This is a genomic window from Streptomyces sp. NPDC096012 (assembly GCF_040426375.1).
Classification (GTDB): domain Bacteria; phylum Actinomycetota; class Actinomycetes; order Streptomycetales; family Streptomycetaceae; genus Streptomyces.
The window spans coordinates 45,579-68,562 of the sequence record NZ_JBEOTD010000032.1 but is presented as its reverse complement, the minus strand read 5'-3'; the positions used below and the strand labels follow the sequence as shown (position 1 = coordinate 68,562).

The 22,984-nt window shown below is 72.6% G+C and carries 21 protein-coding genes; 11 read left to right on the top strand and 10 right to left on the bottom strand.

Translation table 11 applies throughout. The annotated features are described in order from the left end of the window. Positions 1-95: 95 nt before the first annotated feature. Complete coding sequence (locus tag ABVB68_RS26925) at positions 96-803, top strand: MerR family transcriptional regulator (RefSeq protein ID WP_353603730.1); 708 nt, start codon at positions 96-98, stop codon at positions 801-803. On the opposite strand, the gene ABVB68_RS26920 is transcribed toward ABVB68_RS26925, so the two are convergent. Genes ABVB68_RS26920 through ABVB68_RS26910 form a run of 3 tightly spaced genes read right to left on the bottom strand, consistent with a single transcriptional unit; the run spans position 789 to position 5,431 of the window. Next, positions 789-2,972, bottom strand: coding sequence for a 3-hydroxyacyl-CoA dehydrogenase NAD-binding domain-containing protein (locus ABVB68_RS26920; RefSeq protein ID WP_353603729.1), 2,184 nt, complete (start codon positions 2,970-2,972; stop codon positions 789-791). The genes ABVB68_RS26925 and ABVB68_RS26920 overlap by 15 nt on opposite strands. Positions 2,973-3,013: 41 nt before the next feature. Further along, the gene (locus ABVB68_RS26915; RefSeq protein ID WP_353603728.1) at positions 3,014-4,228 is read right to left on the bottom strand and encodes an acetyl-CoA C-acetyltransferase; all 1,215 of its coding nucleotides are present in this window, start codon (positions 4,226-4,228) and stop codon (positions 3,014-3,016) included. Positions 4,229-4,270: 42 nt separating this feature from the next. Then, positions 4,271-5,431, bottom strand: a complete 1,161-nt coding sequence (locus ABVB68_RS26910) for a CaiB/BaiF CoA transferase family protein (RefSeq protein WP_353603727.1) — start codon at positions 5,429-5,431, stop codon at positions 4,271-4,273. A gap of 362 nt (positions 5,432-5,793) precedes the next feature. Between ABVB68_RS26910 and ABVB68_RS26905 the strand changes: the two genes are divergently transcribed. Continuing rightward, entirely contained in the window at positions 5,794-6,972 is a 1,179-nt protein-coding gene (locus tag ABVB68_RS26905; protein ID WP_353603726.1) for a saccharopine dehydrogenase family protein, read from the top strand. 142 nt (positions 6,973-7,114) lie between these two features. Here the strand turns inward: ABVB68_RS26905 and ABVB68_RS26900 are convergent, their stop codons facing one another. The 3 genes from ABVB68_RS26900 to ABVB68_RS26890 all read right to left on the bottom strand — a co-directional run bounded on the left by ABVB68_RS26900 (position 7,115) and on the right by ABVB68_RS26890 (position 9,546). Next, positions 7,115-7,873, bottom strand: a complete 759-nt coding sequence (locus ABVB68_RS26900) for an endonuclease V (protein WP_353603725.1) — start codon at positions 7,871-7,873, stop codon at positions 7,115-7,117. A 118-nt stretch (positions 7,874-7,991) separates the two neighbouring features. Beyond that, positions 7,992-8,330, bottom strand: a complete 339-nt coding sequence (locus tag ABVB68_RS26895) for a plasmid stabilization protein (RefSeq protein ID WP_353603724.1) — start codon at positions 8,328-8,330, stop codon at positions 7,992-7,994. Between the two features lie 97 nt (positions 8,331-8,427). Continuing rightward, positions 8,428-9,546 (bottom strand): WD40/YVTN/BNR-like repeat-containing protein, encoded by a 1,119-nt coding sequence (locus ABVB68_RS26890; RefSeq protein ID WP_353603723.1) that lies wholly within the window; start codon positions 9,544-9,546, stop codon positions 8,428-8,430. A gap of 531 nt (positions 9,547-10,077) precedes the next feature. Between ABVB68_RS26890 and ssgD the strand changes: the two genes are divergently transcribed. From ssgD to ABVB68_RS26870, 4 genes are all read left to right on the top strand, one after another. Continuing rightward, positions 10,078-10,494, top strand: coding sequence for a spore wall synthesis regulator SsgD (gene ssgD / locus ABVB68_RS26885; RefSeq protein WP_353603722.1), 417 nt, complete (start codon positions 10,078-10,080; stop codon positions 10,492-10,494). A 418-nt stretch (positions 10,495-10,912) separates the two neighbouring features. Further along, positions 10,913-12,544: an ABC-F family ATP-binding cassette domain-containing protein gene (locus ABVB68_RS26880; RefSeq protein ID WP_353603721.1), complete on the top strand. Its 1,632-nt coding sequence runs from the start codon at positions 10,913-10,915 to the stop codon at positions 12,542-12,544. A gap of 204 nt (positions 12,545-12,748) precedes the next feature. Beyond that, entirely contained in the window at positions 12,749-13,525 is a 777-nt protein-coding gene (gene ddaH / locus ABVB68_RS26875; RefSeq protein WP_353603720.1) for a dimethylargininase, read from the top strand. Positions 13,526-13,747: 222 nt separating this feature from the next. Next, a complete protein-coding gene (locus ABVB68_RS26870) occupies positions 13,748-14,722 on the top strand; it encodes an acyl-ACP desaturase (RefSeq protein WP_353603719.1) in 975 nt (324 codons plus the stop codon). Positions 14,723-14,769: 47 nt separating this feature from the next. Here the strand turns inward: ABVB68_RS26870 and ABVB68_RS26865 are convergent, their stop codons facing one another. After that, entirely contained in the window at positions 14,770-15,018 is a 249-nt protein-coding gene (locus tag ABVB68_RS26865; RefSeq protein WP_353603718.1) for a WhiB family transcriptional regulator, read from the bottom strand. 268 nt (positions 15,019-15,286) lie between these two features. Here ABVB68_RS26865 and ABVB68_RS26860 point away from each other — a divergent pair, with 268 nt between their 5' ends. After that, complete coding sequence (locus tag ABVB68_RS26860; RefSeq protein ID WP_353603717.1) at positions 15,287-16,081, top strand: VOC family protein; 795 nt, start codon at positions 15,287-15,289, stop codon at positions 16,079-16,081. A 220-nt stretch (positions 16,082-16,301) separates the two neighbouring features. On the opposite strand, the gene ABVB68_RS26855 is transcribed toward ABVB68_RS26860, so the two are convergent. Both ABVB68_RS26855 and ligD read right to left on the bottom strand, forming a co-directional pair. After that, the gene (locus ABVB68_RS26855) at positions 16,302-17,462 is read right to left on the bottom strand and encodes a LacI family DNA-binding transcriptional regulator (protein WP_353603716.1); all 1,161 of its coding nucleotides are present in this window, start codon (positions 17,460-17,462) and stop codon (positions 16,302-16,304) included. Positions 17,463-17,707: 245 nt separating this feature from the next. Next, positions 17,708-18,727 (bottom strand): non-homologous end-joining DNA ligase, encoded by a 1,020-nt coding sequence (ligD, locus tag ABVB68_RS26850; protein WP_353603715.1) that lies wholly within the window; start codon positions 18,725-18,727, stop codon positions 17,708-17,710. A 73-nt stretch (positions 18,728-18,800) separates the two neighbouring features. Between ligD and ABVB68_RS26845 the strand changes: the two genes are divergently transcribed. After that, positions 18,801-19,874, top strand: coding sequence for an ATP-dependent DNA ligase (locus ABVB68_RS26845; RefSeq protein ID WP_353603714.1), 1,074 nt, complete (start codon positions 18,801-18,803; stop codon positions 19,872-19,874). A 191-nt stretch (positions 19,875-20,065) separates the two neighbouring features. On the opposite strand, the gene ABVB68_RS26840 is transcribed toward ABVB68_RS26845, so the two are convergent. After that, a complete protein-coding gene (locus ABVB68_RS26840; RefSeq protein WP_353603713.1) occupies positions 20,066-20,530 on the bottom strand; it encodes a MarR family winged helix-turn-helix transcriptional regulator in 465 nt (154 codons plus the stop codon). A gap of 183 nt (positions 20,531-20,713) precedes the next feature. On the opposite strand from ABVB68_RS26840, the gene ABVB68_RS26835 reads away from it, so the two are divergent. From ABVB68_RS26835 to pcaH, 3 genes are all read left to right on the top strand, one after another. Beyond that, on the top strand, positions 20,714-21,469 hold the full coding sequence (locus tag ABVB68_RS26835) for a CoA transferase subunit A (RefSeq protein ID WP_353603712.1): 756 nt from the start codon (positions 20,714-20,716) through the stop codon (positions 21,467-21,469). Further along, positions 21,469-22,113, top strand: a complete 645-nt coding sequence (locus ABVB68_RS26830) for a CoA transferase subunit B (RefSeq protein WP_353603711.1) — start codon at positions 21,469-21,471, stop codon at positions 22,111-22,113. Before ABVB68_RS26835 ends, ABVB68_RS26830 begins: the two co-directional genes overlap by 1 nt. A 92-nt stretch (positions 22,114-22,205) precedes the next feature. Beyond that, positions 22,206-22,979, top strand: coding sequence for a protocatechuate 3,4-dioxygenase subunit beta (pcaH, locus tag ABVB68_RS26825; protein ID WP_353603710.1), 774 nt, complete (start codon positions 22,206-22,208; stop codon positions 22,977-22,979). Positions 22,980-22,984: the final 5 nt, after the last annotated feature.

Here is a 22,984-nt window from a genome sequence, read left to right as displayed (position 1 = left end):
CATCACACAGCGTTACTTCTCACATGTTCCGCCCGCAGTACACATGAGCTTCGCCGAGGTTTCACAGTATTGGTGTAACAGCGATACTGCTGCACATGACGACCGATGCCGAGGAGCCCACCCTCACCATCGACGAGCTGGCCGCCCGGGCCGGCGTCACGGTGCGCACCGTCCGTTTCTACGGCAGCAGGGGCCTGCTCCCGCCACCGGTGATCGGTCCGCGCCGGGTGGGTCACTACGGTCCCGGGCACGAGGCGCGGCTGGCTCTCATCGAGGAGCTGCAGCAGCAGGGCATGACCCTGGCGGCGATCGAGCGGTATCTGCGGCAGCTGCCGCCGGACCTGAGCCCGCACGACCTGGCCATCCACCGCGCGGTGATCGCCTCCTGGGCGCCGGACGCGGCGGAGACGGTCTCGCGCCGCGATCTCGAGCGGCGGGCGGGCCGGCCGCTGAGCGAGCAGGACGTGGAGCGGCTGACGGCGATGAACGCCGTCGCACCCGGCGACGGCGACACCTTCCGCGTGGACGCCGGGCTCCTCAGGCTCGGCGTCCGGCTCCTCGACGTACCGCTGTCGCAGGAGGCGATCCTCGCGGCGCGCAAGGTGCTCGTCGAGCACTCGCGCGCCGCGGCTCACGAACTCTCCCGGCTCTTCCGCGGCGAGGTGGCGGAGCGTGACGCCCGGGATGTGAAGTCCCTGTCGGCGCACATGCATCCCCTGGTGGTGCAGGCGCTGCTGACCACGTTCCAGCGGTCGCTGCGGGAGGAGCTGAGCGAGTGGCTCGACGGCTCAGGACCGGACTGAGTCGCCGAACGTCTCCCCCTTCTCCGCCTTGTCCACGAGGAGCGCCGGCGGGGTGAAGCGCTCTCCGTAGGTCTCGGCGAGTTCCCGCGCGCGTGCCACGAATCCGGGCAGGCCGCCTTCGTAGCCGTTGATGTACTGGAGCACGCCGCCGGTCCAGCCGGGGAAGCCGATGCCGAGGATCGAGCCGATGTTGGCGTCGGCGACGGAGGTGAGCACACCCTCCTCCAGCAGGCGCACGGTGTCGAGTGCCTCGGCGAAGAGCATGCGCTCCTGCATGTCCCGGAACGGGATCCGGTGGCCGGGCCGGGTGAAGTGCTCGCGCAGTCCCGGCCAGAGCCCGGCGCGCCTGCCGTCCTCCGCGTAGTCGTAGAAGCCGGCGCCGCCGCTGCGGCCGGTGCGGCCGAACTCGTCGACCATGCGGTCGATGACCGCCTCCGCCGGGTGCGCGGCCCAGGTGCCGCCCGCCTCCTCGACGGACCGCCTGGTCTCGTTGCGGATCTTGCGCGGGAGGGTCAGGGTCAGTTCGTCCATCAGGGACAGCACCTTGGCGGGGTATCCGGCCTGGGCCGCGGCCTGCTCGACGGAGGCGGGCTCGATGCCCTCGCCGACCATGGCGACGCCCTCGTTGATGAAGTGGCCGATCACCCGGGAGGTGAAGAAGCCGCGCGAGTCGTTCACGACGATCGGCGTCTTGTTGATCTGCCGGACCAGGTCGAAGGCCCGGGCGAGGGCCTCGTCGCCGGTGCGCTCGCCCTTGATGATCTCCACCAGCGGCATCTTGTCGACCGGCGAGAAGAAGTGCAGCCCGATGAAGTCCGCCTGGCGCTCCACACCCTCGGCGAGCGTCGTGATGGGCAGGGTGGAGGTGTTGGAGCACAGCAGGGCGTCCGGGGCGACGACCGACTCGATCTCCTGGAACACCTTGTGCTTGAGGCTGGTGTCCTCGAAGACGGCCTCGATGACCGCGTCGCAGCCCGCGAGGTCGGCGGCCTCGCCGGTGGGGGTGATGCGGGCGAGCAGCGCGTCGGCCTTGTCCTGGGTGGTACGGCCCTTGGCCACGGCCTTGGCGCACAGCTTCTCGGAGTACGCCTTGCCCTTGAGGGCCGCCTCCAGGGAGACGTCCTTCAGGACGACCTCGATCCCCGCGCGGGCGCACGAGTAGGCGATGCCGGCGCCCATCATCCCGGCACCGAGGACGGCCACCCTGCGGACCTGGCGGGGCTCGATGCCCCGGGGGCGGTTGGCGCCGGAGTTGACCGCCTGCAGGTCGAAGAAGAACGCCTGGATCATGTTCTTCGAGGTCTGCCCGGCGGCCAGCTCCACGAAGTAGCGGGCCTCGATGACCTGGGCGGTCTCGAAGTCGACCTGGGAGCCCTCGACGGCGGCCGCGAGGATGTTGCGGGGGGCCGGGTAGGGCGCGCCGCCGGTCTGCTTGCGCAGGTTGGCCGGGAAGGCGGGCAGGTTGGCGGCGAACTTCGGGTTGGCCGGGGTGCCGCCGGGGATCCGGTAGCCCGGCTTGTCCCAGGGCTGCTGGGACTCGGGGTTGGCGTCGATGAAGGCGCGGGCCTTGGCCAGCAGCTCCTCCCGCGTGGCGGCGACCTCGTGCACGAGGCCGTTCTCCAGGGCGCGCGGCGCGTTGTACTGCTGCCCCTGGAGCAGCACCTTCAGCAGCGCGTCCGCGATGCCGAGCAGCCGCACCGTCCGGACGACTCCGCCGCCGCCGGGGAGCAGGCCGAGGGTGACCTCGGGGCAGCCGATCTTGGTGCCGGAGGTGTCGAGGGCCACCCGGTGGTGGCAGGCCAGGGCCAGTTCGAAGCCGCCGCCGAGGGCCGCGCCGTTGATCGCGGCGACGACCGGCTTGCCCAGGGTCTCGATCCGGCGCAGGTTGCGCTTGATGGCGAGGCCGCCGTCGAACAGCTCCTGGGCGGTCCCGGGGGTGACCCTGATCAGGTCGCGCAGGTCGCCGCCCGCGAAGAAGGTCTTCTTCGCGGAGGTGAAGATGATGCCGCGGACGGACTCCCGCTCGGCCTCCAGCCGGTCGGTGATCGCGGCGAGGGAGTCGCGGAACGCCTGGTTCATGGTGTTCGCGGACTGGTTGGGGTCGTCCAGGACGAGGGTGACGACACCGGTGTCGTCCTGCTCCCAGCGGATGGTGGTGCTCTCGGTCATGACAGTCGTCTCCGTTGAAGTCGCTTGGTGGCGCTGGGAGTTCAGATGCGCTCGATGATCGTGGCGATGCCCATGCCGCCGCCCACGCACAGCGTGGCGAGGCCGTACCGCTTGTCCTGGCGCTCCAGTTCGTCGACGAGGGTGCCCAGGATCATGGCGCCGGTCGCGCCGAGGGGGTGACCCAGGGCGATGGCCCCGCCGTTGACGTTGACCTTGTCCAGGGACAGGCCCATGTCCTTCACGAAGCGCAGCACGACCGCCGCGAACGCCTCGTTGATCTCGACCAGGTCGATGTCGTCGATGGTGAGGCCGGCCTTGGCGAGGGCCTTGCGGGTGGCGGGGGCGGGACCGGTGAGCATGATGGTCGGCTCGGAACCGGAGACGGCCGCGGAGACGATGCGCGCGCGGGGGGTGAGGCCGTGACGGTCGCCGACGTCCTTGGAGCCGATCGCGACGAGCGAGGCGCCGTCCACGATTCCGGAGGAGTTGCCCGCGTGGTGCACGTGGTCGATCTTCTCCACCCAGTGGTACTTCTGCAGTGCCACGGCGTCGAAGCCGCCCAGGTCGCCGATGTCCGCGAACGACGGCTTGAGCCCCGCGAGGGAGTCGGCGGTGGTGCCGGGGCGCGGGTGCTCGTCGTGGTCGAGGACGACCAGGCCGGCGCGGTCCTTGACGGGGACGACCGAGCGTTCGAAACGGCCGTCCTTGATGGCGTTGGCGGCGCGCTCCTGCGACAGGGCCGCGTACTCGTCGACGTCCCGGCGGGAGAAGCCCTCGATGGTGGCGATGAGGTCGGCGCCGATGCCCTGCGGCACGAAGTTGACGTCGAGGTTGGTCATCGGGTCGTTGAACCAGGCGCCGCCGTCGGAGGCCATCGGGACGCGGGACATCGACTCCACGCCGCCCGCCAGGACCAGGTCCTCCCAGCCCGCACGGACCTTGGCCGCGGCCATGTTGACGGCCTCGAGACCGGAGGCGCAGAAGCGGTTCTCCTGTACGCCCGCGACCGTGTCCGGGAGTCCGGCGGCGATCGCGGCGATCCGGGCGATGTCGGAGCCCTGGTCGCCGACCGGCCCGACGACGCCGAGCACGATGTCGTCGATGGCGGCCGGGTCCAGGCCGGGGAAGCGGTCGCGGATCTCATGGATGAGACCGACGACCAGGTCGATGGGCTTGGTGCCGTGCAGGGCGCCGTTCGCCTTGCCGCGGCCGCGCGGGGTGCGGATCGCGTCGTACACGTACGCTTCGGTGCTCACTGGTGTGCCTTTCGGGAGGGTGGGCCGAGCGGGTGGGCCGGGTCAGTCGCGGTCGGCGACCGGGTCGTCGTTCACACGTTGCGGTATTCCCCAGTCGCGCGCCACCGCCTCGGTGTCCGCGCCGGGCCGGGCGGGTGCGGTGCGGACGGTGGTGGGGGTCGCGGAGAAGCGGGGAGCGGGCGCGGGCTGGGTGATGCCGGCGTGGTCGGTGAAGGTGCCGCGGGCGGCCAGGTGCGGGTGGTGCGGGGCCTCGCTCAGGGAGAGGACGGGGGCCACGCACGCGTCGGAGCCCTCGAAGACGGCCGTCCACTCGTCGCGGGTACGAGAGGCGAAGCGGGCCGCGATCCGCTCGCGCAGTTCGCCCCAACGGGTCCAGTCCTTGTGGGCGCCGGCCAGGTCGTCCAGGCCGAGCAGGCGCAGGAACTCCTCGTAGAACCGTTCTTCCAGGGCACCCACCGCCATGTGCCGGCCGTCGGCGGTCTCGTAGGTGCCGTAGTAGGGGCAGCCGCCGTCGAGGAGGTTGGCGGCGCGCCGGTCCTGCCAGCCGCCGGCGGCCAGCATGCCGTGGATCATCGCCGAGAGGTGGGCCGTGCCGTCGACGATGGCGGCGTCGACGACCTGGCCGGTGCCGGTCGCGCGCGCGTGGTGGAGGGCCGCGAGGACGCCGACGACCAGGTAGAGGGAGCCGCCCGCGTAGTCACCGAGCAGGTTGGCGGGGACGGCCGGGGGCTCGTCCGGGCGGCCGATCATGCCGAGGGTGCCGGTGAGCGCGATGTAGGCCACGTCGTGGCCGGCGCGGGGGGCGAGCGGGCCGTCCTGGCCCCAGCCGGTCATCCGGCCGTAGACCAGGCGGGGGTTGCGGGCGTGGCACTCCTCGGGGCCGATGCCGAGCCGCTCGGCGACGCCCGGGCGGTAGCCCTCGACGAGGATGTCGGCCCGCTCGGCGAGGTCGAGGACGCGGGCGGGGCCGTCGGGCGCCTTCAGGTCGATCAGAACCGAGCGCTTGTTGCGGTTGGTCACGTCGTACGCGGGGTCGATCGCGAGTCCCGGGCCGCCCGGGCGGTCCACCCGGACCACGTCCGCGCCCAGGTCGGCCAGGAGCATCGCGGCGAACGGGCCCGGCCCGATGCCGGCCAGCTCCAGCACGCGCACACCGGTGAGCGGGCCGTTGCACGGCCTGGTCGGCTTGCCTGCCGTCGTCATGGGTCCAGCCCCCGGAGAGTGTGTGACACAACTGATGTAACACCGGTGATGCTAAGAACACGTTCCACCAGACACAAGACCTCAACGAGCAAGCGCTTAGCCAAGTGCCCGACGGAGGGCCGATCACCCGGGAGAGTGAGAAAGCGCCCCGCTCGGCGACCGAGTCCTCCGCGTCCCCCCTTCGGCGCCGGAGGGGCGGTGACTCCCCGCCCCTCCGTGCCGCGCCCCGACGCCCGGCCCCGCGGTGACGCCCGACGGGACGCCGCTGCCACCGCCGTCTCCGGGCTGCTCGTCGCATTGCGCACACTTCACGCTAGCCTCGGCGACCGACAGTGGCGCGGGCTGAACGACCAAGGGGTGTCATGAACAGGCCAAACAGGACAGACCGTCCCTATGACCTCGTGCTCTTCGGAGCGACCGGTTTCGTCGGCACGCTCACCGCGGAGTATCTCGCCGCGCACGCGCCGACGGACCTGCGCTGGGCGCTCGCCGGCCGCGACGAACACCGGCTGGAGCGACTGCGCGAGCGGCTGCCCGGCGGCACGGACATCGGCGTCCTGCGGGCCGACGTCGACGAACCGGCCACCCTGCGCGCCCTCGCCGAACACGCGCGCGTGGTCGCCACCACCGTCGGACCATACGTGCGCTACGGCGAGGAACTGGTCGCCGCCTGCGCGGACACCGGCGCGGACTATCTGGACCTCACCGGGGAGCCGGAGTTCGTGGATCTCATGTACGTCCGGCACGACGCACGCGCGCGTGAGACGGGCGCCCGGCTGGTGCACGCCTGCGGCTTCGACTCGGTACCGCACGATCTCGGCGTGTACTTCACGGTGGGGCAGCTGCCGGAGGGCGTGCCGCTGACCGTGGACGGATACGTGAGCGCCGACGCGGCCTTCTCCGGCGGCACCCTCGCCTCGGCGCTGAACCAGGCGGCCCGCGGCCGGCGGATGCTCGCCGCGGCGCGCGACCGGGGGCGGCACGAGCCGCGGCTCATGGGACGCAGGGTGGCCGCGCCGACGGGCGTCCCGAGGTTCGCGGGAGAGGTCGGCGCGTGGGCGCTGCCGCTGCCGACCATCGACCCGCAGATCGTGCGCCGTTCGGCGAAGGCGCTGGAGCGGTACGGTCCCGACTTCCGCTATCGCCACTACGCCGCGGTCAAGCGTCTCCCGGTCGCCCTCGGCTCGGTCGCGGCCGTCGGCACGGCGGTGGCCGCCGCACAGCTGCCGGCCGCGCGGCGGTGGCTGTCGGACCGGCTCAAGCCGGGCGACGGGCCCACCGCGGAGAAGCGGGCGAACAGCTGGTTCAGGGTGCGCTTCGTCGGCGAAGGCGGCGGACGGCGCGTGTTCACCGAGGTCGCGGGCGGCGACCCGGGGTACGACGAGACGGCGAAGATGTTCGCCGAGGCCGCCCTCAGCCTGGCCTTCGACGACCTGCCTCCCACGGCCGGCCAGGTCACCACGGCACAGGCGATGGGCGACGCGCTGACGGCCCGGCTGCGCACCGCCGGAATCACGTTCCGGGTCGCGGCGACCCACTAGCCCGGGGGCGCCACCGGCCCCCGGCGCCGGTCACCCGAGGCCACCGGGCCGCTCACCGCCGCAGCCCGCGCTCCGCCACCCGCCCCGCCTCTCGCCGCCGTCCACCCCGCCGCGTACCGCCGCTCGCTCCACTGTTGCGGTACTACGACTCGGCGTACCGGGAGGCCGGCGGGCGGCGCGTCGTGGAGTCCCGAGCCTTCCCGCCGGCCAGGTCCTGTGCCGCCTCGCGCAGTGCCCGGCGGCACAGGGCGTCCGCCTTGCGCGTGGTCTCGGGCAGGCGGTAGCGCGGGGTCAGCGCCAGGATGTGCGCCAGCGCGTTGTCCAGGCTCACCCGGTGGCCGACCGAGACGAAGACCGGTCTGACGCCGTCCCGGGTGCGCAGCGCGCGCCCGACCTCCTCGGTCCCCGCGAGCAGCGGCGTACTGGCGCCCCGGGCGGCGGCCGGATCCGCGTAGGTGAAGGCGAACGGGTTCTTCGCGACGCCGATGGTCGGCAGGTCCGTGGTCACGCCCAGGTGGCTGGCGAGCCCGAAGCGGCGCGGGTGGGCGCGGCCGTATCCGTCGCACACCACCAGTCCCGGCGGGCACGGCAGGGCGTCCAGGGCGGCCCGGACGGTGGGGATCTCGCGGAAGGCGAGGAGACCGGGGACGTACGGGAACGAGACCCGGCCGACGGCCGTGGCCTCGGCCACCACCTCCAGCGTGGCGGCGTCGAGGACGACGGCCGCCGCGGCGACGAGGTCGAGACCGTCGTCGTAGGCGACATCGACCCCGGTGACACGGCCGCTTCCGGCCGGCGGTCCCGGCTCGTCAAGCACGACGTGCCCGCGCAGTTCGTCCTGTACGGCGCGGGCCTCTTCCTCGGTCGCGGGCCAGCCCGCCGGAACGCCTACGGTCGTCATGATGATCCCGACTGTACGGGCGCCCGGGCCGGATCCACGCACAGGGGGCACGCTGCCGGGCCCGAGCCGGACGGCCCCCGGCGGACGCCGGTCCGGGTCGCCCGGCTCCCCTGACCGCTCAGCTCTTCTTCGAGTTCAGCGCACGCTGCAACTGGTCCTTGTTCATGTTCGAACGGCCCTCGATGCCACGCTGCCTGGCCTCGTTGTACAACTGGTCGCGGGTCGGGCCGTGCGAACCGACGCGGTTGCCCGACCGCTGGCCACCACGCTTGCTCGACGACATGTCCTGCTTCGAACTGCGGCTCGCCGTCCTGGACTCGCCGGAGCGGGCGCGTTCCTTGTTGACCGTGCGCGCGGCGATCTCCTTGGCGCGTCCGGCGCTCTCGCCCCGGTCCTGCGCGCTCTCCTTGATGTGCTCGTACTGACGCTCGCGCTTGGGGCTGGAACCGGCTGGCATGATCGCTCCCTTCCTTTGCGAGGGGGAACGGGTACCCGGATTCTCCGGACACCTGCATCGGCGGTCGTGCACCGGTGAACTCGCGCCCGCCGGGGGCTCAGCGTTCCAGCCGGGCCACCCTGCCCCGCTCGCCGGCCGCCCAGCAGCTCAGGTCGGCCGTGCAGGTGACGGTGTCGTAGGAGCCGGTGTCGATCGTGCGCCAGGTGCGGCCGCCGTCGGTGGTCAGGTCGGTGCCGGTCGGGCCGACGGCCAGCGCGGCGGTGCGGCTGTGCGGGAGCCAGGCCGCGCCAGAGCGGTAGGCGGGCGGCGGCGTGCCGGCGGGCCGCCAGGTGCGGCCGCCGTCGGCGGTGACCGCTGCGGCCTGCGGGGAGGGCTGGTCGGGCCGATAGTCGCCGCCCACGGCGACCCCGTGGGCGCGGTCGCGGAAGGCGAGGGCGAAGACGCCCCGGGCCGGATCGCCCGCCGGGACGGGTGCACCGGCGGCCGTCCAGGTGAGGCCGCGGTCGGCCGAGTGCAGCACGCGCGCGTGGGCGCCGCCACCGGTGGCCAGCCAGACGTCCCGCGAACCGGCCGTCACCAGGCACTGGCCGCTCGCGGCGAACCCCGCCTCCCCCTCCAGGGCCGGCGGCATGCCGTCGGAGGGCAGCACCCGCCAGGAGCGGCCGCCGTCACCCGTGGACAGGATGCGGAACTTCCCGTCCACGGGGTCGCTCACGGCGAGGCCGTGCCGGCGGTCGAAGAAGGCAAGACAGTCGTAGAAGGCCTTCGGGTCGGCGTTGCGGAACGACTCCGTCCAGGTCACGCCGGCGTCCTCGGTGCGGTACACCCGGGAGTCCTGGCCCTCGCCGATGGCCAGCACCACCGCGCGCCGCGCGTCGAAGGCCTGCACATCCCGGAACTCCAGCTCGCCGGCCCCCGGCGGAGAGACGTTTCGCCAGGTGGAGCCGCCGTCCGTGGTGCGCAGCACGGTGCCGCCCGTACCGGCCAGCCAGGCCGTGTGCCGGTCGACGGCCGCCAGTCCCCGGAAGCGGACCTGCGGGGTGCCGGTGTCCTTGGCCGCCCAGTGGACGCCGCCCGGGTGCGCGCCCTCCCGCCCGAACGGTCCGGCCTCGGCCGCCGGGACCGCCAGCGCGGCCAGCGCCGCCCCGCACGCCACCCCCGCCGCCACCAGCCTGCTCGTCCGTCCGCTGCGTCGCGTGCTCCCCAAGCGCCTCATGGCGGGCGAAGCTAGCCCATGCCTCCGGCGCCGTCCAGAGGCCCGACCGCCGGCCCGGGCCGTACGGGGCGGCCGGTACGGGGCTGCGCGGACGGTCCGCTTCGCCCTGTGCGCGGACGTCCGGCTTCGCCCCGGGCGCGGACCTCCGGCTCACCCCCGCACCCCCGCACCCCCGCACCCCCGCACCCCCGCACCCCCGCACCCGGACCCGGTTCCGCGGACCACATCGGGGCGCTGCCCGGACCTCCGGCTTACCCCCGCACCCCCGCACCCGGCACGCACAGCACCCGGTCCCGCGCACCGGGCCCCGGGGCGCGCGGCACCCGGCTTCCGCCACGCGCGACCAGCGGCGCCCTCCATGCCCGACCAGCGGCGGCCGCCATGCACGGACCTGCGTTTTCCGCCATGTATGGAGGCGGTGACCGAGGTCACTAGTACATCGTGTGCACGCGTCGGCCGATTCCGTCGTCTCCTCCTGTGCCGGGTGTCGCACATTCGGACGCAGTCCAGCCGTCACGAGGGAGCAAGGCGTTGTCCACCGTCATCGAGCAGCCCGTAGAGGCCCGTCTCGTCGCCGCCGCACCGCGCATGCCGAGCATCCCCGCCACGCTGCGCTACGACCGGTGCGACCCGTTCGCCGTCCGTATGACCTTTCCGGCGCCTGCCACCCTGGAGGGCGTCGAGGTGTGCTGGACCTTCTCCCGGGAGCTGCTGACGGCCGGGCTGCAGGGCCCCGAGGGCTGCGGCGACGTCCGCGTGCGGCCGTACGGGTACGACCGCACGGTGCTGGAGTTCCACGCCCCGGAGGGCACCGCCGTCATCCATGTGCGCTCGGGCGAGATACGGCGGTTCCTGGCGGCGGCCGACGAACTGGTGCCCGTCGGCCGCGAACACCTCCAGCTCGACCTCGACGACGGCCTGGCCGAGCTGATGCGGGACGCCTGCTGAGCCCTGCGCGCGGACGCCTGCTCATCCCTACGCGGGGACGTCTGCCGATCCCCGCGCACGCGGACGGCGCCCGCTGAGCCCTGAGCACCCGTGAGGGTGTGGGCCCACGCGCCGGATCCGGTGCGGAGCCGGAGCACGGGCGAGACGCGGCCGTAATCGCGTTGACAGCCCCCCGGCCCCCTCCTACGGTTTTCTCGGTCCTGTTGCCGTCGATTGGAGAAGGACGTTGCTCGTCTGAGGTCCTGAGACACCGCGTCCACACCCGCGAGGTGTGCGTGGCGTACGACCTCGGCGTCCGAGCCGTCCTCCCGGCACAGGCCCTTTTCCGTGGCCTTACCAGTGCCCAGGCCCATCGGTTTCTCGCCTCGCGGTGTCTCGACACGCGTCCACACGACCGCACACCCCTCGCGAGGCCCTCATGTCCGCTTCCCTCACCTGTACGTCCCTGTCCTTCGCCTGGCCCGACGGCACCCCCGTCCTGGACGGCCTCGACATCGCCTTCGGCCCCGGCAGAACCGGGCTGGTCGGCATCAACGGATCGGGAAAATCAACCCTGCTGAAGCTGCTGGCCGGTGAACTCGTACCGGCCCGCGGCACGGTCAAGGCGACCGGCCGGATCGGGTACCTCCCGCAGAACGTCACCCTCGACACCGCGCTCCGCGTCGACCAGGCGCTCGGTATCGCCGACCGGCGGGCCGCGCTGCACGCCATCGAGGCGGGCGACGCGGCCGAGGAGCACTTCGAGACGGTCGGCGACGACTGGGACGTGGAGGAGCGCGCCCTGGCCACCCTCGGCGAACTCGGCCTCGGCCACATCGGCCTGGACCGCACCGTCGGCCAGGTGTCCGGCGGCGAGTCGGTGCTGCTGCGGCTCGCCGCCCTGCTGCTGAGCCGTCCCGACGTCCTGCTGCTGGACGAACCCACCAACAACCTCGACCTGTACGCGCGCCGGCGGCTGTACCAGGCCGTCTCCGGATGGCCGGGCGTGCTGGTCGTGGTCAGCCACGACCGGGAACTGCTCGACCTGGTCGACCAGATCGCCGAACTGCGCTCCGGAGAGGTCGCCTGGTACGGCGGCAACTTCACCGCCTACGAGGAGGCCCTCGCCGTCGAACAGGAAGCGGCCGAACGGATGATGCGCGTCGCCGAGGCCGATGTCCGCAAACAGCAGCGCGAACTGGCCGACGCCCAGGTCAAACTCGCCCGCCGCAAACGGTACGGGCAGAAGATGAACGACCAGAAACGCGAACCGAAGATCGTCATGGGCAACCGCAAGCGCGCCGCCCAGGAGTCGGCGGGCAAGCACCGCATCCTGCACGAGGAGCGGCTCACCGAGGCCAGGGAGCGCCTGGACGAGGCGGCGGAGGCGGTGCGGGACGACGACGAGATCCGCGTCGAGCTGTCCTACACGGCCGTGCCGCCCGGCCGGCGGGTACTCACCCTGGAGAACCTGGCGATGGCCTACGGCGCACGCGTGGACGGCGTCGTCGATCTGCGCGGCCCGGAGCGGATCGCGCTGGTCGGCCGCAACGGCGCCGGCAAGACGACGCTGCTGCGGACCGTCGCCGGGGAACTGGAGCCGGTGGCGGGAGAGGCGCGGGCGCACGTCCCGCTGCGGTTCCTGCCCCAGCGGCTGGACGTTCTCGACGACCGTCTGACGGTCGCCGAGAACGTGGCCCGGTTCGCGCCGGGCGCCGCCAACAACCGCATCCGGGCCCGCCTCGCGCGCTTCCTCTTCCGGGGCGCACGCGCCGACCGGACGGCGGCCACGCTCTCGGGCGGCGAGCGCTTCCGGGCGACGCTGGCCGCGCTGATGCTGGCCGAGCCCGCACCCCAGCTGCTGCTGCTCGACGAGCCGACCAACAGTCTCGACATGGCCAGCGTCCGGCAGCTGACCTCGGCCCTGGAGTCGTACGAGGGCGCGCTGCTCGTGGCCAGCCACGACCTGCCGTTCCTCGAATCGATCGGCATCACCCGCTGGCTGCTGATGGAGGAGGGAGAACTGAAGGAGACCACTCCCGAGGATGTCGGGTCCCCGGCCCGGTCCTGACATCCCGGACGGTGGATCACGGCCCGGTCCTGACATCCCGGACGGGTGGGGCACGGCCCGGTCCTGACATCCCGGACGGGTGGGGCACGGCCCGACGGCAGGGTTTTGCCCCGGCCGGGGCGCCCTGCATGATGGCGGACCGGTGCCGCACCGCCGGCACCGGAAAGACCGCACCACCGCCCCGACCGATTGGAAAGGTCCCTCGTGCCCAGCAAGAAGGCCCTCGTCCGCCGCCCCTCCCCCCGCCTGTCCGAGGGCCTGGTGACACACATCGAGCGGGAGAGGGTCGACGTCGGGCTCGCCGTGGAGCAGTGGGAGGCCTATGTCGAGGCGCTGCGCACGCACGGCTGGGAGATCGTCGAGGTCGATCCGGCGGACGACTGCCCGGACTCGGTGTTCGTCGAGGACACCGTCGTCATGTACAAGAACGTGGCGCTGATCACCCGGCCCGGCGCCGAGTCCCGGCGGGAGGAGACCACCGGCGTCGAGGAGGCCGTGGCCCGCCTCGGCTGCTCGGTGAACTGGATCTGGGAGCCGGCCACGCTGGAGGGCGGTGACGTCCTGAAGGTCGGTGACACGGTCTACGTCGGCCGCGGCGGGCGGACCAACGCGGCCGGCGTGCAGCAGCTGCGGGCCGCGTTCGAGCCGCTCGGCGCGCGGGTGGTGGCCGTTCCGGTGAGCAAGGTGCTGCATCTGAAGTCGGCGGTGACCGCGCTGCCGGACGGCACGGTGATCGGGCACATCCCTATGGTGGACCGGCCCTCGCTGTTCCCGGGCTTCCTGTCGGTGCCGGAGGAGGCCGGCGCGCACGTGGTGCTGCTCGGCGGCGGCAAGCTGCTGATGGCGGCGAGCGCCCCGCGGACCGCGGAACTGCTGACCGACCTCGGTCACGAGGTGATCACCGTCGACATCGGCGAGTTCGAGAAGCTCGAGGGCTGTGTGACCTGCCTCTCGGTACGCCTCCGGGAGCTGTACGCCTGAACAGGGGAACCTCCGACTCCGCAGCCCCGCGACCAGCGGTCCTGGGGCTGGGCCCGACACCGGGGAAAGTCCGTCCACGCGTCCTGATCAGCGATCTTTACGGACGCCTTAACCTACGGCTTCGTAACCTACGGATTCGTAGCCTACGATCTCGTAGGTTTCCCGGCACCGCTCGCCGGACCGTCCCTCCCCCTCATAGCCCGGCGTCCCCCTGGAGTTCTCGTGACGATCACCTCCCCTCACCTCGGCAGCCCGTCCGTCTGGACCGACGCGCGACTGCTGTACGCGCTGGAGGAAGTGGTCGAGAGGGAGCTGAACCGGCACCTGCAGGTCGCCAAGGACTGGATGCCGCACGAGTACGTTCCGTGGAGCGACGGCCGTAACTTCCCCGGCCTCTTCGAGGACGGCGAGGCCTGGGGCAAGGAGCAGTCCAAGGTGACGGAGGTCGGCCGCATCGCCCTCGTGGTCAACCTGCTCACCGAGGACAACCTGCCCAGCTACCACCACGAGATCGCCTCGCTGTTCGGCCGCGACGGCGCCTGGGGCACCTGGGTGCACCGCTGGACGGCCGAGGAGGGCCGCCACGGCATCGTGATGCGCGACTACCTGCTCACCTCGCGCGCGGTGGACCCGGACAAGCTGGAGCAGTTCCGCATGTCCCACATGAGCGAGGGCTTCGAGTCGGACAACCGGCACTCGATGCTGCACTCGATCGCCTACGTGGCCTTCCAGGAGCTGGCCACCCGGATCTCGCACCGCAACACCGGCCACCAGTCGGGCGACCCGGTCTGCGACCGCATGCTGGCCCGCATCGCGACCGACGAGAACCTGCACATGGTCTTCTACCGCAACCTGCTGAAGGCCGCCTTCGAGCTCGCCCCCGACCTGACCATGCAGGCGGTCCGGGACGTCGTGGTCGACTTCCGCATGCCCGGCCACGGCATCCCCGGTTTCGAGCGGGCCGCGGCGCAGATGGCGATCGGCGAGGTCTACAACCTGCGCATCCACCACGACGACGTCCTGCAGCCGGTGCTGCGCTTCCTGAAGGTGCTGGAGATCGACGGCCTCGGCCCCGAGGGGCGCCAGGCGCAGGAGGAGCTCGGTCTGTTCATGGGCGGCCTGGACGCGGAGGCTCTCAAGTTCGACGAGAAACTGGCCGCCCGCAAGGCCCGCATGGCGGCGCGCGCCGGCGGCTGATCGCCGGGCCGGGTGACCGGCGCCCGGGCCGTACCGCGCGGTGGGTGTCAGGAGGAGGCGCGCCTGAGTGCGAGGCGCTCCTTTTCGGACAGTCCGCCCCAGACGCCGAAACGCTCGTCGTTGGCCAGCGCGTAGTCCAGGCAGGCCGGGCGCAGTTCGCACAGGGCGCAGATCCGCTTCGCCTCGCGCACCGAGCTGCCGGGATCGGGGAAGAAGAAGTCCGGCCCGGTCTGCGCGCACAGGGCCTGCGCCCGCCAGGTGTCGTCCGCCGGGGTGATGGTCGTGTCGAAGTGCATGGCCAGGATCGTGCCCTGCGGCGAAAAACGTTCGATCAACGCCGGGTCAACGCGGCCGCCTTGCCTCCGGCCGTCCCGATGATGCTCCTCGGACGTACGCCCGTGCACGGCGGCGCGCGGGGCGAGCGGGAAGACCGGAGGAACGCGTCCGGTCACGCTCGCGGCGAGGGGCCGGTCGGGTGAGTGGCGGTGCTCCGGCGGCGATTGTCAGTGGGCGGTGCCAGACTCGGCAGTGCAGAGGACGAGATCCTTTCCGAGGAGGGCGACGATGCTCACCACCCGTTTCGCCGACGGCGCCCCGAACTGGATCGACGTCGCCACGCCCGACATCGCCGGTGCGGCCTCCTTCTACGGCGATCTCCTCGGCTGGCGCTTCCGGTCGGCGGGACCGGACGCCGGTGGCTACGGCTTCTTCCAGCTGGACGGCAGGACCGTGGCGGGCGGTATGCAGACCGGCCCCGGGCAGAGCCCGCCCGCCTGGACCGTGTACTTCCGCAGTAAGGACGCACAGGCCACCGCCGAGGCGGCCGAACAGGCCCACGGCAGCGTGCTCCGGCAGCCGACGGACGTGATGGACCAGGGGCGCATGGCGGTTCTCGCCGACCGCGCGGGCGTGGTGTTCGGCATCTGGCAGCCGGGACAAACCGAGGGCCTGGACGCGGCGAACGAGCCGGGCGCCCTGTGCTGGGTCGAGCTGTACACCCCGGACATCGCCGCGGCCGCCGCTTTCTACCGCAAGGTGCTCGGCCTGGAGACGTCGGCGGCGTCCTTCCCGGGCAAAACGTACACCTGTGTCAACCCGAGCGGCGCCGACGACGCGGTGTTCGGCGGCATGGTGCCGCTGGCCGACGCTTCCGCCGAGGCGCAGGCCGGTGCCGGTCCGTACTGGCTGCCCTACTTCGAGGTCGAGAACCCCGACGCCGTCGCCGACCGGGCCCAGCGGCTCGGCGGGGCGGTGCGCCTGCCCCCGACGACGGTGCCGGGCGTCGGCCGCATGGCACAGTTGGCCGATCCCTACGGCGCACGTTTCGCCGTGATCAGGAGCGAGTCGGCGCAGGACTGACCGACGTGCCCCGTACCGGTCCTGCCCACCTGACGGGGAGGCCGCGGGACGGGGAGGCCGCGGGACAGGGAGGCCGCGGGACAGGGAGGCCGCGGGACAGGGAGGCCGCGGGACAGGGAGGCCGCAGGACGGGGAGGCCACATGACCGGGACCCCCTGTGATCGTGGGCCGGGTGACCAGGAGGCCGCGTGACGGGGACGGCTACGCGGACGCGCGGCGGCTATGCGGACGCGCGGCGGATCAGCGTCGTCGGCAGGATCACACCGGCGTCCGGCGCGACGCGCGCGTCCGGCGTGACCGGTGCACCCCGCTCGCCCCCCGCACCCCGTGCGCCCTGTCCACCCCGTGCGCCCGCCGCGTCCCGTGCGGCCTCCTCCCGGCCCCGGGCGCCGGACAGGGTGCCCCGCAGCAGCAGCCGGGCCATCAGCCGGCCCATCTCCTCTATCTCCTGACGGACCGTCGTCAGCGGCGGGTCGCTCTGTTCCGCCACGGGCACCATGTCGTCGAAGCCGATCACGGCCACGTCCTCGGGCACGCGCCGGCCGCGTTCGCGCAGCACGCGCAGGGCTCCGAGCGCGGTGATGTCGTTGGCGGCGAACACGCCGTCCACGTCCGGGCAGCGGTCGAGCAGCGTGCGCATCGCGCGCTCACCGCCGGCCGGGGTGAAGTCGCTCTCCACGACCAGCCGGGGGTCACTTCCGCCCGGCAGGCCGTCCATGACGTCCCGGTAGCCGTCGAGCCGGTCCACCGCCGAGGTCTGGTCCAGGGCGCCGGTGATGTGAGCGATGCGCCTGCGGCCGAGGTCCACGAGGTGGCGTACGGCCGTACGGGCCCCGCCCCGGTTGTCGCAGTCGACGTACACGGCGTCCGCGTGCCCCCTCGGGGAGCCGTCGGTGCCGTCGCCCCAGCCCGGCCGGCCGCCGAACACGGTGGGCACACCGGCGTCCTGAATGAGCCCGGGCAGCGGGTCGTCGAGGTGCAGGGAGAAGACGAGCGCCCCGTCGACGTGGCCTCCGGAGAGATACCGGGCCACGCGCGCGTGGTCGTCGCGGCCCTCGGTGAGCAGCAGCACGAGCTGGTTGTCGTGGGCGGTCAGTTCCTTGCTGATGCCGCGCAGCTGGAGGGCGAAGAAGGGGTCGGTGAAGACCCGGGTCTCCGGTTCGGCGATGACGACCGCGACGGCGTCGTGCCGTTTGGTGACGAGGCTGCGGGCCGCCTGGTTGGGGACGTATCCCAGTTCCGCCACCGCTCGGCGGACCCGCTCGGCCAGGGGCTCCCGCACCCCGTCCCCGCCGTTGACCACCCGTGACACGGTGGCCCTGGACACGCCGGCCCGCGCGGCCACGGCCTCCAGCGTGGGGCGCGACACTGCCTCGGTCACTTGGGGACTCCTCATCGGCGGCTGCGGGCCAGGATAGCCGCGAGCCCGGCCCGCCGTACGCGCCACCTCGCCCCTCGCCACCTGACCCTCGGTGCGACGGCGTTCCGGCCAGGACGCCGCCCCTCGTCGCCTCCCCCGCGGCGCGACGGCGTTCCGGCCAGGACGCCGCCCCTCGTGACCTCCCCCGCGACGCGACGGCGTTCCGGCCGACCTGGCCACCGACCCTCGGCGCGACGGCGTTCCGGCTAGGACGCCGCCCCTCGGCGCGCGCGGCTGGGCTGGACCCGCTTCGGTTCGCCCGGCATCTTCGGGTACTCCGGCGGGTACGGCAGGTCGCCCAGGCCGTGGTCGTGTTCGTCGCGGCGGGCCAGCTCCAGCAGCGCGTCCAGCGAGTAGGCGTGGTCGTCCATGTCGGCGTGCACGTCGCCGAGTTCGGCGAAGCGGGCCGGCATGGTGGCGAGGTCGAAGTCGGCGGGGCGGGCCACCCCGACCTCTTCCCAGCGCAGGGGGGCCGAGACGGGGGCGTTCGGGCCGGGGCGCAGGGAGTAGGCCGAGGCGATGGTGCGGTCGCGAGCCGTCTGGTTGTAGTCGAGGAAGATGCGGCGCCCGCGCTCCTCCTTCCACCACTTGATGGTCACGTGGTCCGGCATGCGGCGTTCCATCTCCCGGCCGACCGCGATCGCGGCGCGCCGCACCTGGGTGAAGGTCCAGCGCGGTTCGATGGGGACGAAGACGTGCAGGCCCCGGCCGCCGGAGGTCTTGGGCCAGCCACGCAGGCCGCCGAACTCGTCCAGGACCGCGCGCAGTTCGTGGGCGGCGCGGACGGCGTCGTCGTAGTCGGTGCCGGGCTGCGGGTCCAGGTCGATGCGCAGTTCGTCGGGGTGGTCGACGTCGGTGGCGCGTACCGGCCAGGGGTGGAAGGTGAGCGTGCCGTACTGCGCGGCCCACACCACGGCGGCCGGTTCGGTGGGGCACATCTCGTCGGCGCTGCGCCCGCTGGGGAAGGTGATGTGCGCGGTGGGGATCCAGTCGGGCATGCCCTTGGGGGCCCGCTTCTGGTAGAACCACTCGCCGCCGACGCCGTCCGGGTAGCGCTCCAGGGTGGTGGGGCGGTTGCGCAGGGCGCGCAGGATGCCGGGGGCGACGGCGGCGTAGTACCGGGCGACGTCCAGCTTGGTGAAGCCGCGCTCCGGGAAGAACACCTTGTCCGGGCTGGACAGCCGTACGGTCCGGCCGCCCACCTCCAGTTGCACCGCATCGCCCATGCCGCCACGGTAGGCGCACCCCGCACGGCTCGCACACCGGGCGGCAACGGGCGCCGGCGCGCAGAATCGGACCATGGATCTGCCGGTGATGCCGCCCGTGAAGCCCATGCTCGCCAAGTCGGTGGCGAAGATTCCGCCGGGTATGCAATACGAGGCGAAATGGGACGGGTTCCGCTCGATCGTGTTCCGTGACGGGGCCGACGTCGAGTTGGGCAGCCGTACCGGTAAGCCGTTGACCAGGTACTTTCCCGAGCTGGTCGCGGCGCTGAAGGAGCGGGTGCCCGAGCGGTGCGTACTCGACGGGGAGATCGTGATCGCGCGCGAGGGCCGGCTGGACTTCGACGCACTGACCGAGCGCATCCATCCGGCCCAGTCCCGGGTGCGGATGCTGGCCGAGCGGAACCCGGCGTCGTTCGTCGCCTTCGACGTACTGGCGCTGGACGAGCAGTCCCTGGTCGATGTCCCGCTGACCGACCGGCGGGCCCTGCTGGAGCGGGCCCTGGCCCGGTCGGCCCCGCCGGTGCACGTGGCGCCCGCGACGACCGACATCGACGTGGCGCGGCAGTGGTTCGAGCATTTCGAGGGCGCCGGGCTGGACGGGGTGGTCGCCAAGCCGCTCACCCTGCGGTACCGGCAGGACGAACGGGCCATGTTCAAGATCAAGCACGAGCGGACGGCGGACGTCGTGGTGGCCGGGTACCGCCTGCACAAGAGCGGGCCGGTGGTGGGCTCGCTACTGCTCGGGCTGTACGACGAGCACGGCACGCTCCAGCACGTGGGCGTGTCGGCCGCCTTCTCGATGCGGCGGCGGGCCGAACTGGTCGAGGAGCTGGCGCCGCTGCGGATGGACGACGTGACGGGCCATCCGTGGGCGGCCTGGTCGGAGGAGGCCGCCCACGAGACGGCCCGGCTGCCCGGTGCGCCGAGCCGCTGGTCGGGCAAGAAGGACCTGTCCTGGGTGCCGCTGAGACCGGAGCGGGTCGCCGAGGTGGCCTACGACCACATGGAGAACGGGCAGCGTTTCCGGCACACGGCCCGGTTCCGCCGCTGGCGCCCGGACCGCGCCCCGGAAAGCTGCACCTACGCGCAGCTGGAGGAGCCGGTGCGCTACGACCTGGCGGAGATCCTCGGCGAGAAGGACTCCTGACGGCCTGACACCTGCCGCCGCACGCCCTCACGGCTGCACGAGGATCCTGACCGCGCCGTCCTGCTTGCGCTGGAACATCTCGTAGGCGTGCGGTGCCTCGGTGAGCGGCACCGTGTGGCGAAGTCCTCGACGCCGAGCGGGCCCTCTGCGTTGTGTGCAGGGATGGCCGGGTACGGCCGGACAGGCCGCCGTCAGCTCTCGGTCGCCGGCGGTTCGGCCGGGTGGCGCAGGTCCTCGGCCGCGTCCGCGACCCGGCGGATCAGCTCGAAGAAGACCGTCTGTTCGGCGGCGGACAGCGGGGCGAGGAACACCTGGTTCATCCGGGCGGTGCGCACGGTCAGCTTGCGGTGGGTGCGCAGGCCGTCGTCGGTGAGGCGGAGCAGGTAGCGCCGGCCGTCCTCGGGATCGCGGACCTTGTGCAGGAGCCCGCGGCGGCCGAGCCGGCTGATCACCTCGGCGATGGTCGAACGGTCCAGGCCCACCCGCTCCCCCACGGTCCGCTGGTCGAGACCGGGCTCGGCGACGAGCGCGTTCATGACGGCGAACTGCGGTGAGGTGATCTCCTCCGAGACCATGGTGTTCCACAGCAGGTAGTGCGCCTGCTGGAGCCGCCGGGCGAGGTGCCCGGGATGGGTGGCGAGATCCACCGCGGCCATGTGCACTCCCCTGATCGATTCGTTGGTGTACTGAACGATACTCGTCGCTCGGCCCCGCCGCCTGAGAGCGGTGCCCGTCATCTGTCCCGGCCTTGACGGTCTTCGCCTCCAGTGGCAGCGTGAGAGGCACCTCACTGAAATGCTCAGTGCGCTGACTAATTGCTCAGAGATGGGGCTTCTCAGATGGACAAGGTGGTCGCCACGGCCGCGGCGGCGGTGGCCGACGTCCCGGACGGCGCGTCGCTCGCCGTCGGCGGTTTCGGTCTCAGCGGTGTGCCGAACGTGCTGATCCAGGCGCTGCACGAGAGCGGCGTGGGCGGGCTGAGCGTGGTGTCGAACAACTGCGGGGCGATGGACACCGGGCTGGCCGTGCTGCTGGCCGCGGGCCGGATCGCCCGGGTCACCGGTTCGTACATCGGCGCCAACAAGGAGTTCGCCCGCCAGTATCTGGCCGGCGAGCTGGAGGTGGAGCTGATCCCGCAGGGCACGCTGGCCGAACGGCTGCGCGCGGGCGGCGCCGGCATCCCGGCCTTCTACACCCCGGCCGGGGTCGGCACCCAGGTCGCCGAGGGCGGACTGCCCTGGCGGCACGACGGCCGGGGCGGCGTCACGCTGGCCTCGCCGCCCAAGGAGGTCAGGGAGTTCGACGGCGGGCAGTACGTACTGGAGCGCGCCATCCGCACCGACTTCGCGCTGGTCCGGGCCGCGAAGGGCGACCGGCACGGGAACCTGGTGTTCAACAGGTCCGCCCGGAACTTCAACCCCCTGGCCGCCATGGCGGGCCGGGTCGCGATCGCGGAGGTGGAGGAGCTGGTCGAGCCCGGCGAGATCGACCCGGACGCGGTGCACCTGCCGGGCGTCTTCGTGCAGCGGGTGGTGGCGCTCACCCCCGGACAGGCGGCGGACAAGCGGATCGAGCGACGGACGGTGAGCGCCTGATGGCCTGGACACGTGAGGAGATGGCCGCCCGCGCGGCGCGCGAACTGCGCGACGGCCAGTACGTCAACCTCGGCATCGGGCTGCCGACACTGATCCCGAACCACCTCCCCGAGGGCGTCGAGGTCGTCCTGGAGTCGGAGAACGGCATCCTGGGCACGGGCCCCTACCCGGCCGAGGACCAGGTGGACCCCGATCTGATCAACGCCGGCAAGGAGACGGTGACCGTTCTGCCGGGCGCCTCCTTCTTCGACTCGGCGCTGTCCTTCGCGATGATCCGCGGCGGCCACATCGACGTGGCCGTGCTCGGCGCGATGCAGGTGTCCGCCGGGGGCGACCTCGCCAACTGGGCGGTGCCGGGCAAACTCGTCACGGGCATCGGCGGGGCGATGGACCTCGTCCACGGGGCCCGGCAGGTGATCGTGGTGATGGCCCACACCGCGAAGGACGGCACGCCGAAGATCCTGAAGGAGTGCACGCTGCCGCTCACGGGCAAGGCTTGCGTGAACCGGGTCATCACGGATCTGGCCGTTCTGGACGTCACCGGCACGGGGCTCGTCCTGGTGGAGACCGCGCCGGGTGTGACCGCCGCCGAGGTCACCGCCCGGACGGACGCCGAACTGACCGTCGCGGAGCATCTGCTGTGAACCCGACCCCGTCCCCCTCTTCGCCTTCGCCCTCGTCCCCGTCTTCGCCCTCGTCCCGGTCCGGGAACGGCAAGGAAGCGTCAGGTGGCCCCATGGCCCTCACCCAGCAGGACATCGACCGGGAGATCGCGGCCGAGCACGCGGCGTACGAGAAGCGGGTGGCCGACGGCGCTCCCGTGGAGCACCACCCGCGCCGCGACTACGCGCCCTACCGCTCCTCGGTGCTGCGCCATCCCGGGCAGCCCCTGGTCGCCGTCGACACCGCCAGGGACCCGGAGCTGGTCGAGCTGCACTCCCCCGCGTTCGGGGAGCGCGACATCGCGGAGACCGACAACGACCTCACCCAACAGCACACCGGCGAGCCGGTCGGTGAGCGGATCACCGTCTCCGGACGGCTGCTGGACCGTGCCGGACGGCCGGTGCGGGGCCAGCTGATCGAGATCTGGCAGGCCAACTCCGCCGGCCGCTACGCCCACCGGCGCGAGCAGCACGACGCGCCGCTCGACCCGAACTTCACCGGCGTGGGCCGCACCCTCACCGACGCCGAGGGCCGCTACCACTTCACCACCGTCCAGCCCGGCCCCTACCCGTGGCGCAACCACCTCAACGCCTGGCGCCCCGCCCACATCCACTTCTCCGTGTTCGGCGCGGCGTTCACCCAGCGGCTGGTGACGCAGATGTACTTCCCGAACGACCCGCTGTTCCCGTACGACCCGATCCTGCAGTCGGTGACCGACGACGCGGCCCGGCGGCGGCTGGTCGCCACCTACGACCACGGTCTGTCGGTGCCGGAGTTCTCGCTCGGTTACCGCTGGGACATCGTGCTCGACGGCCCGGCCGGCACCTGGATGGAAGAAGGACGCTGACCACC

Coding starts and splice junctions, on each gene's coding strand:
- ABVB68_RS26925 (WP_353603730.1), top strand. CDS start 96: ATGACGACCGATGCCGAGGAGCCCACCCTCACCATCGACGAGCTGGCC.
- ABVB68_RS26920 (WP_353603729.1), bottom strand. CDS start 2,972: ATGACCGAGAGCACCACCATCCGCTGGGAGCAGGACGACACCGGTGTC.
- ABVB68_RS26910 (WP_353603727.1), bottom strand. CDS start 5,431: ATGACGACGGCAGGCAAGCCGACCAGGCCGTGCAACGGCCCGCTCACC.
- ABVB68_RS26905 (WP_353603726.1), top strand. CDS start 5,794: ATGAACAGGCCAAACAGGACAGACCGTCCCTATGACCTCGTGCTCTTC.
- ABVB68_RS26900 (WP_353603725.1), bottom strand. CDS start 7,873: ATGACGACCGTAGGCGTTCCGGCGGGCTGGCCCGCGACCGAGGAAGAG.
- ABVB68_RS26895 (WP_353603724.1), bottom strand. CDS start 8,330: ATGCCAGCCGGTTCCAGCCCCAAGCGCGAGCGTCAGTACGAGCACATC.
- ABVB68_RS26890 (WP_353603723.1), bottom strand. CDS start 9,546: ATGAGGCGCTTGGGGAGCACGCGACGCAGCGGACGGACGAGCAGGCTG.
- ABVB68_RS26880 (WP_353603721.1), top strand. CDS start 10,913: ATGTCCGCTTCCCTCACCTGTACGTCCCTGTCCTTCGCCTGGCCCGAC.
- ABVB68_RS26865 (WP_353603718.1), bottom strand. CDS start 15,018: ATGCACTTCGACACGACCATCACCCCGGCGGACGACACCTGGCGGGCG.
- ABVB68_RS26860 (WP_353603717.1), top strand. CDS start 15,287: ATGCTCACCACCCGTTTCGCCGACGGCGCCCCGAACTGGATCGACGTC.
- ligD (WP_353603715.1), bottom strand. CDS start 18,727: ATGGGCGATGCGGTGCAACTGGAGGTGGGCGGCCGGACCGTACGGCTG.
- ABVB68_RS26845 (WP_353603714.1), top strand. CDS start 18,801: ATGGATCTGCCGGTGATGCCGCCCGTGAAGCCCATGCTCGCCAAGTCG.
- ABVB68_RS26840 (WP_353603713.1), bottom strand. CDS start 20,530: ATGGCCGCGGTGGATCTCGCCACCCATCCCGGGCACCTCGCCCGGCGG.
- ABVB68_RS26835 (WP_353603712.1), top strand. CDS start 20,714: ATGGACAAGGTGGTCGCCACGGCCGCGGCGGCGGTGGCCGACGTCCCG.
- ABVB68_RS26830 (WP_353603711.1), top strand. CDS start 21,469: ATGGCCTGGACACGTGAGGAGATGGCCGCCCGCGCGGCGCGCGAACTG.
- pcaH (WP_353603710.1), top strand. CDS start 22,206: ATGGCCCTCACCCAGCAGGACATCGACCGGGAGATCGCGGCCGAGCAC.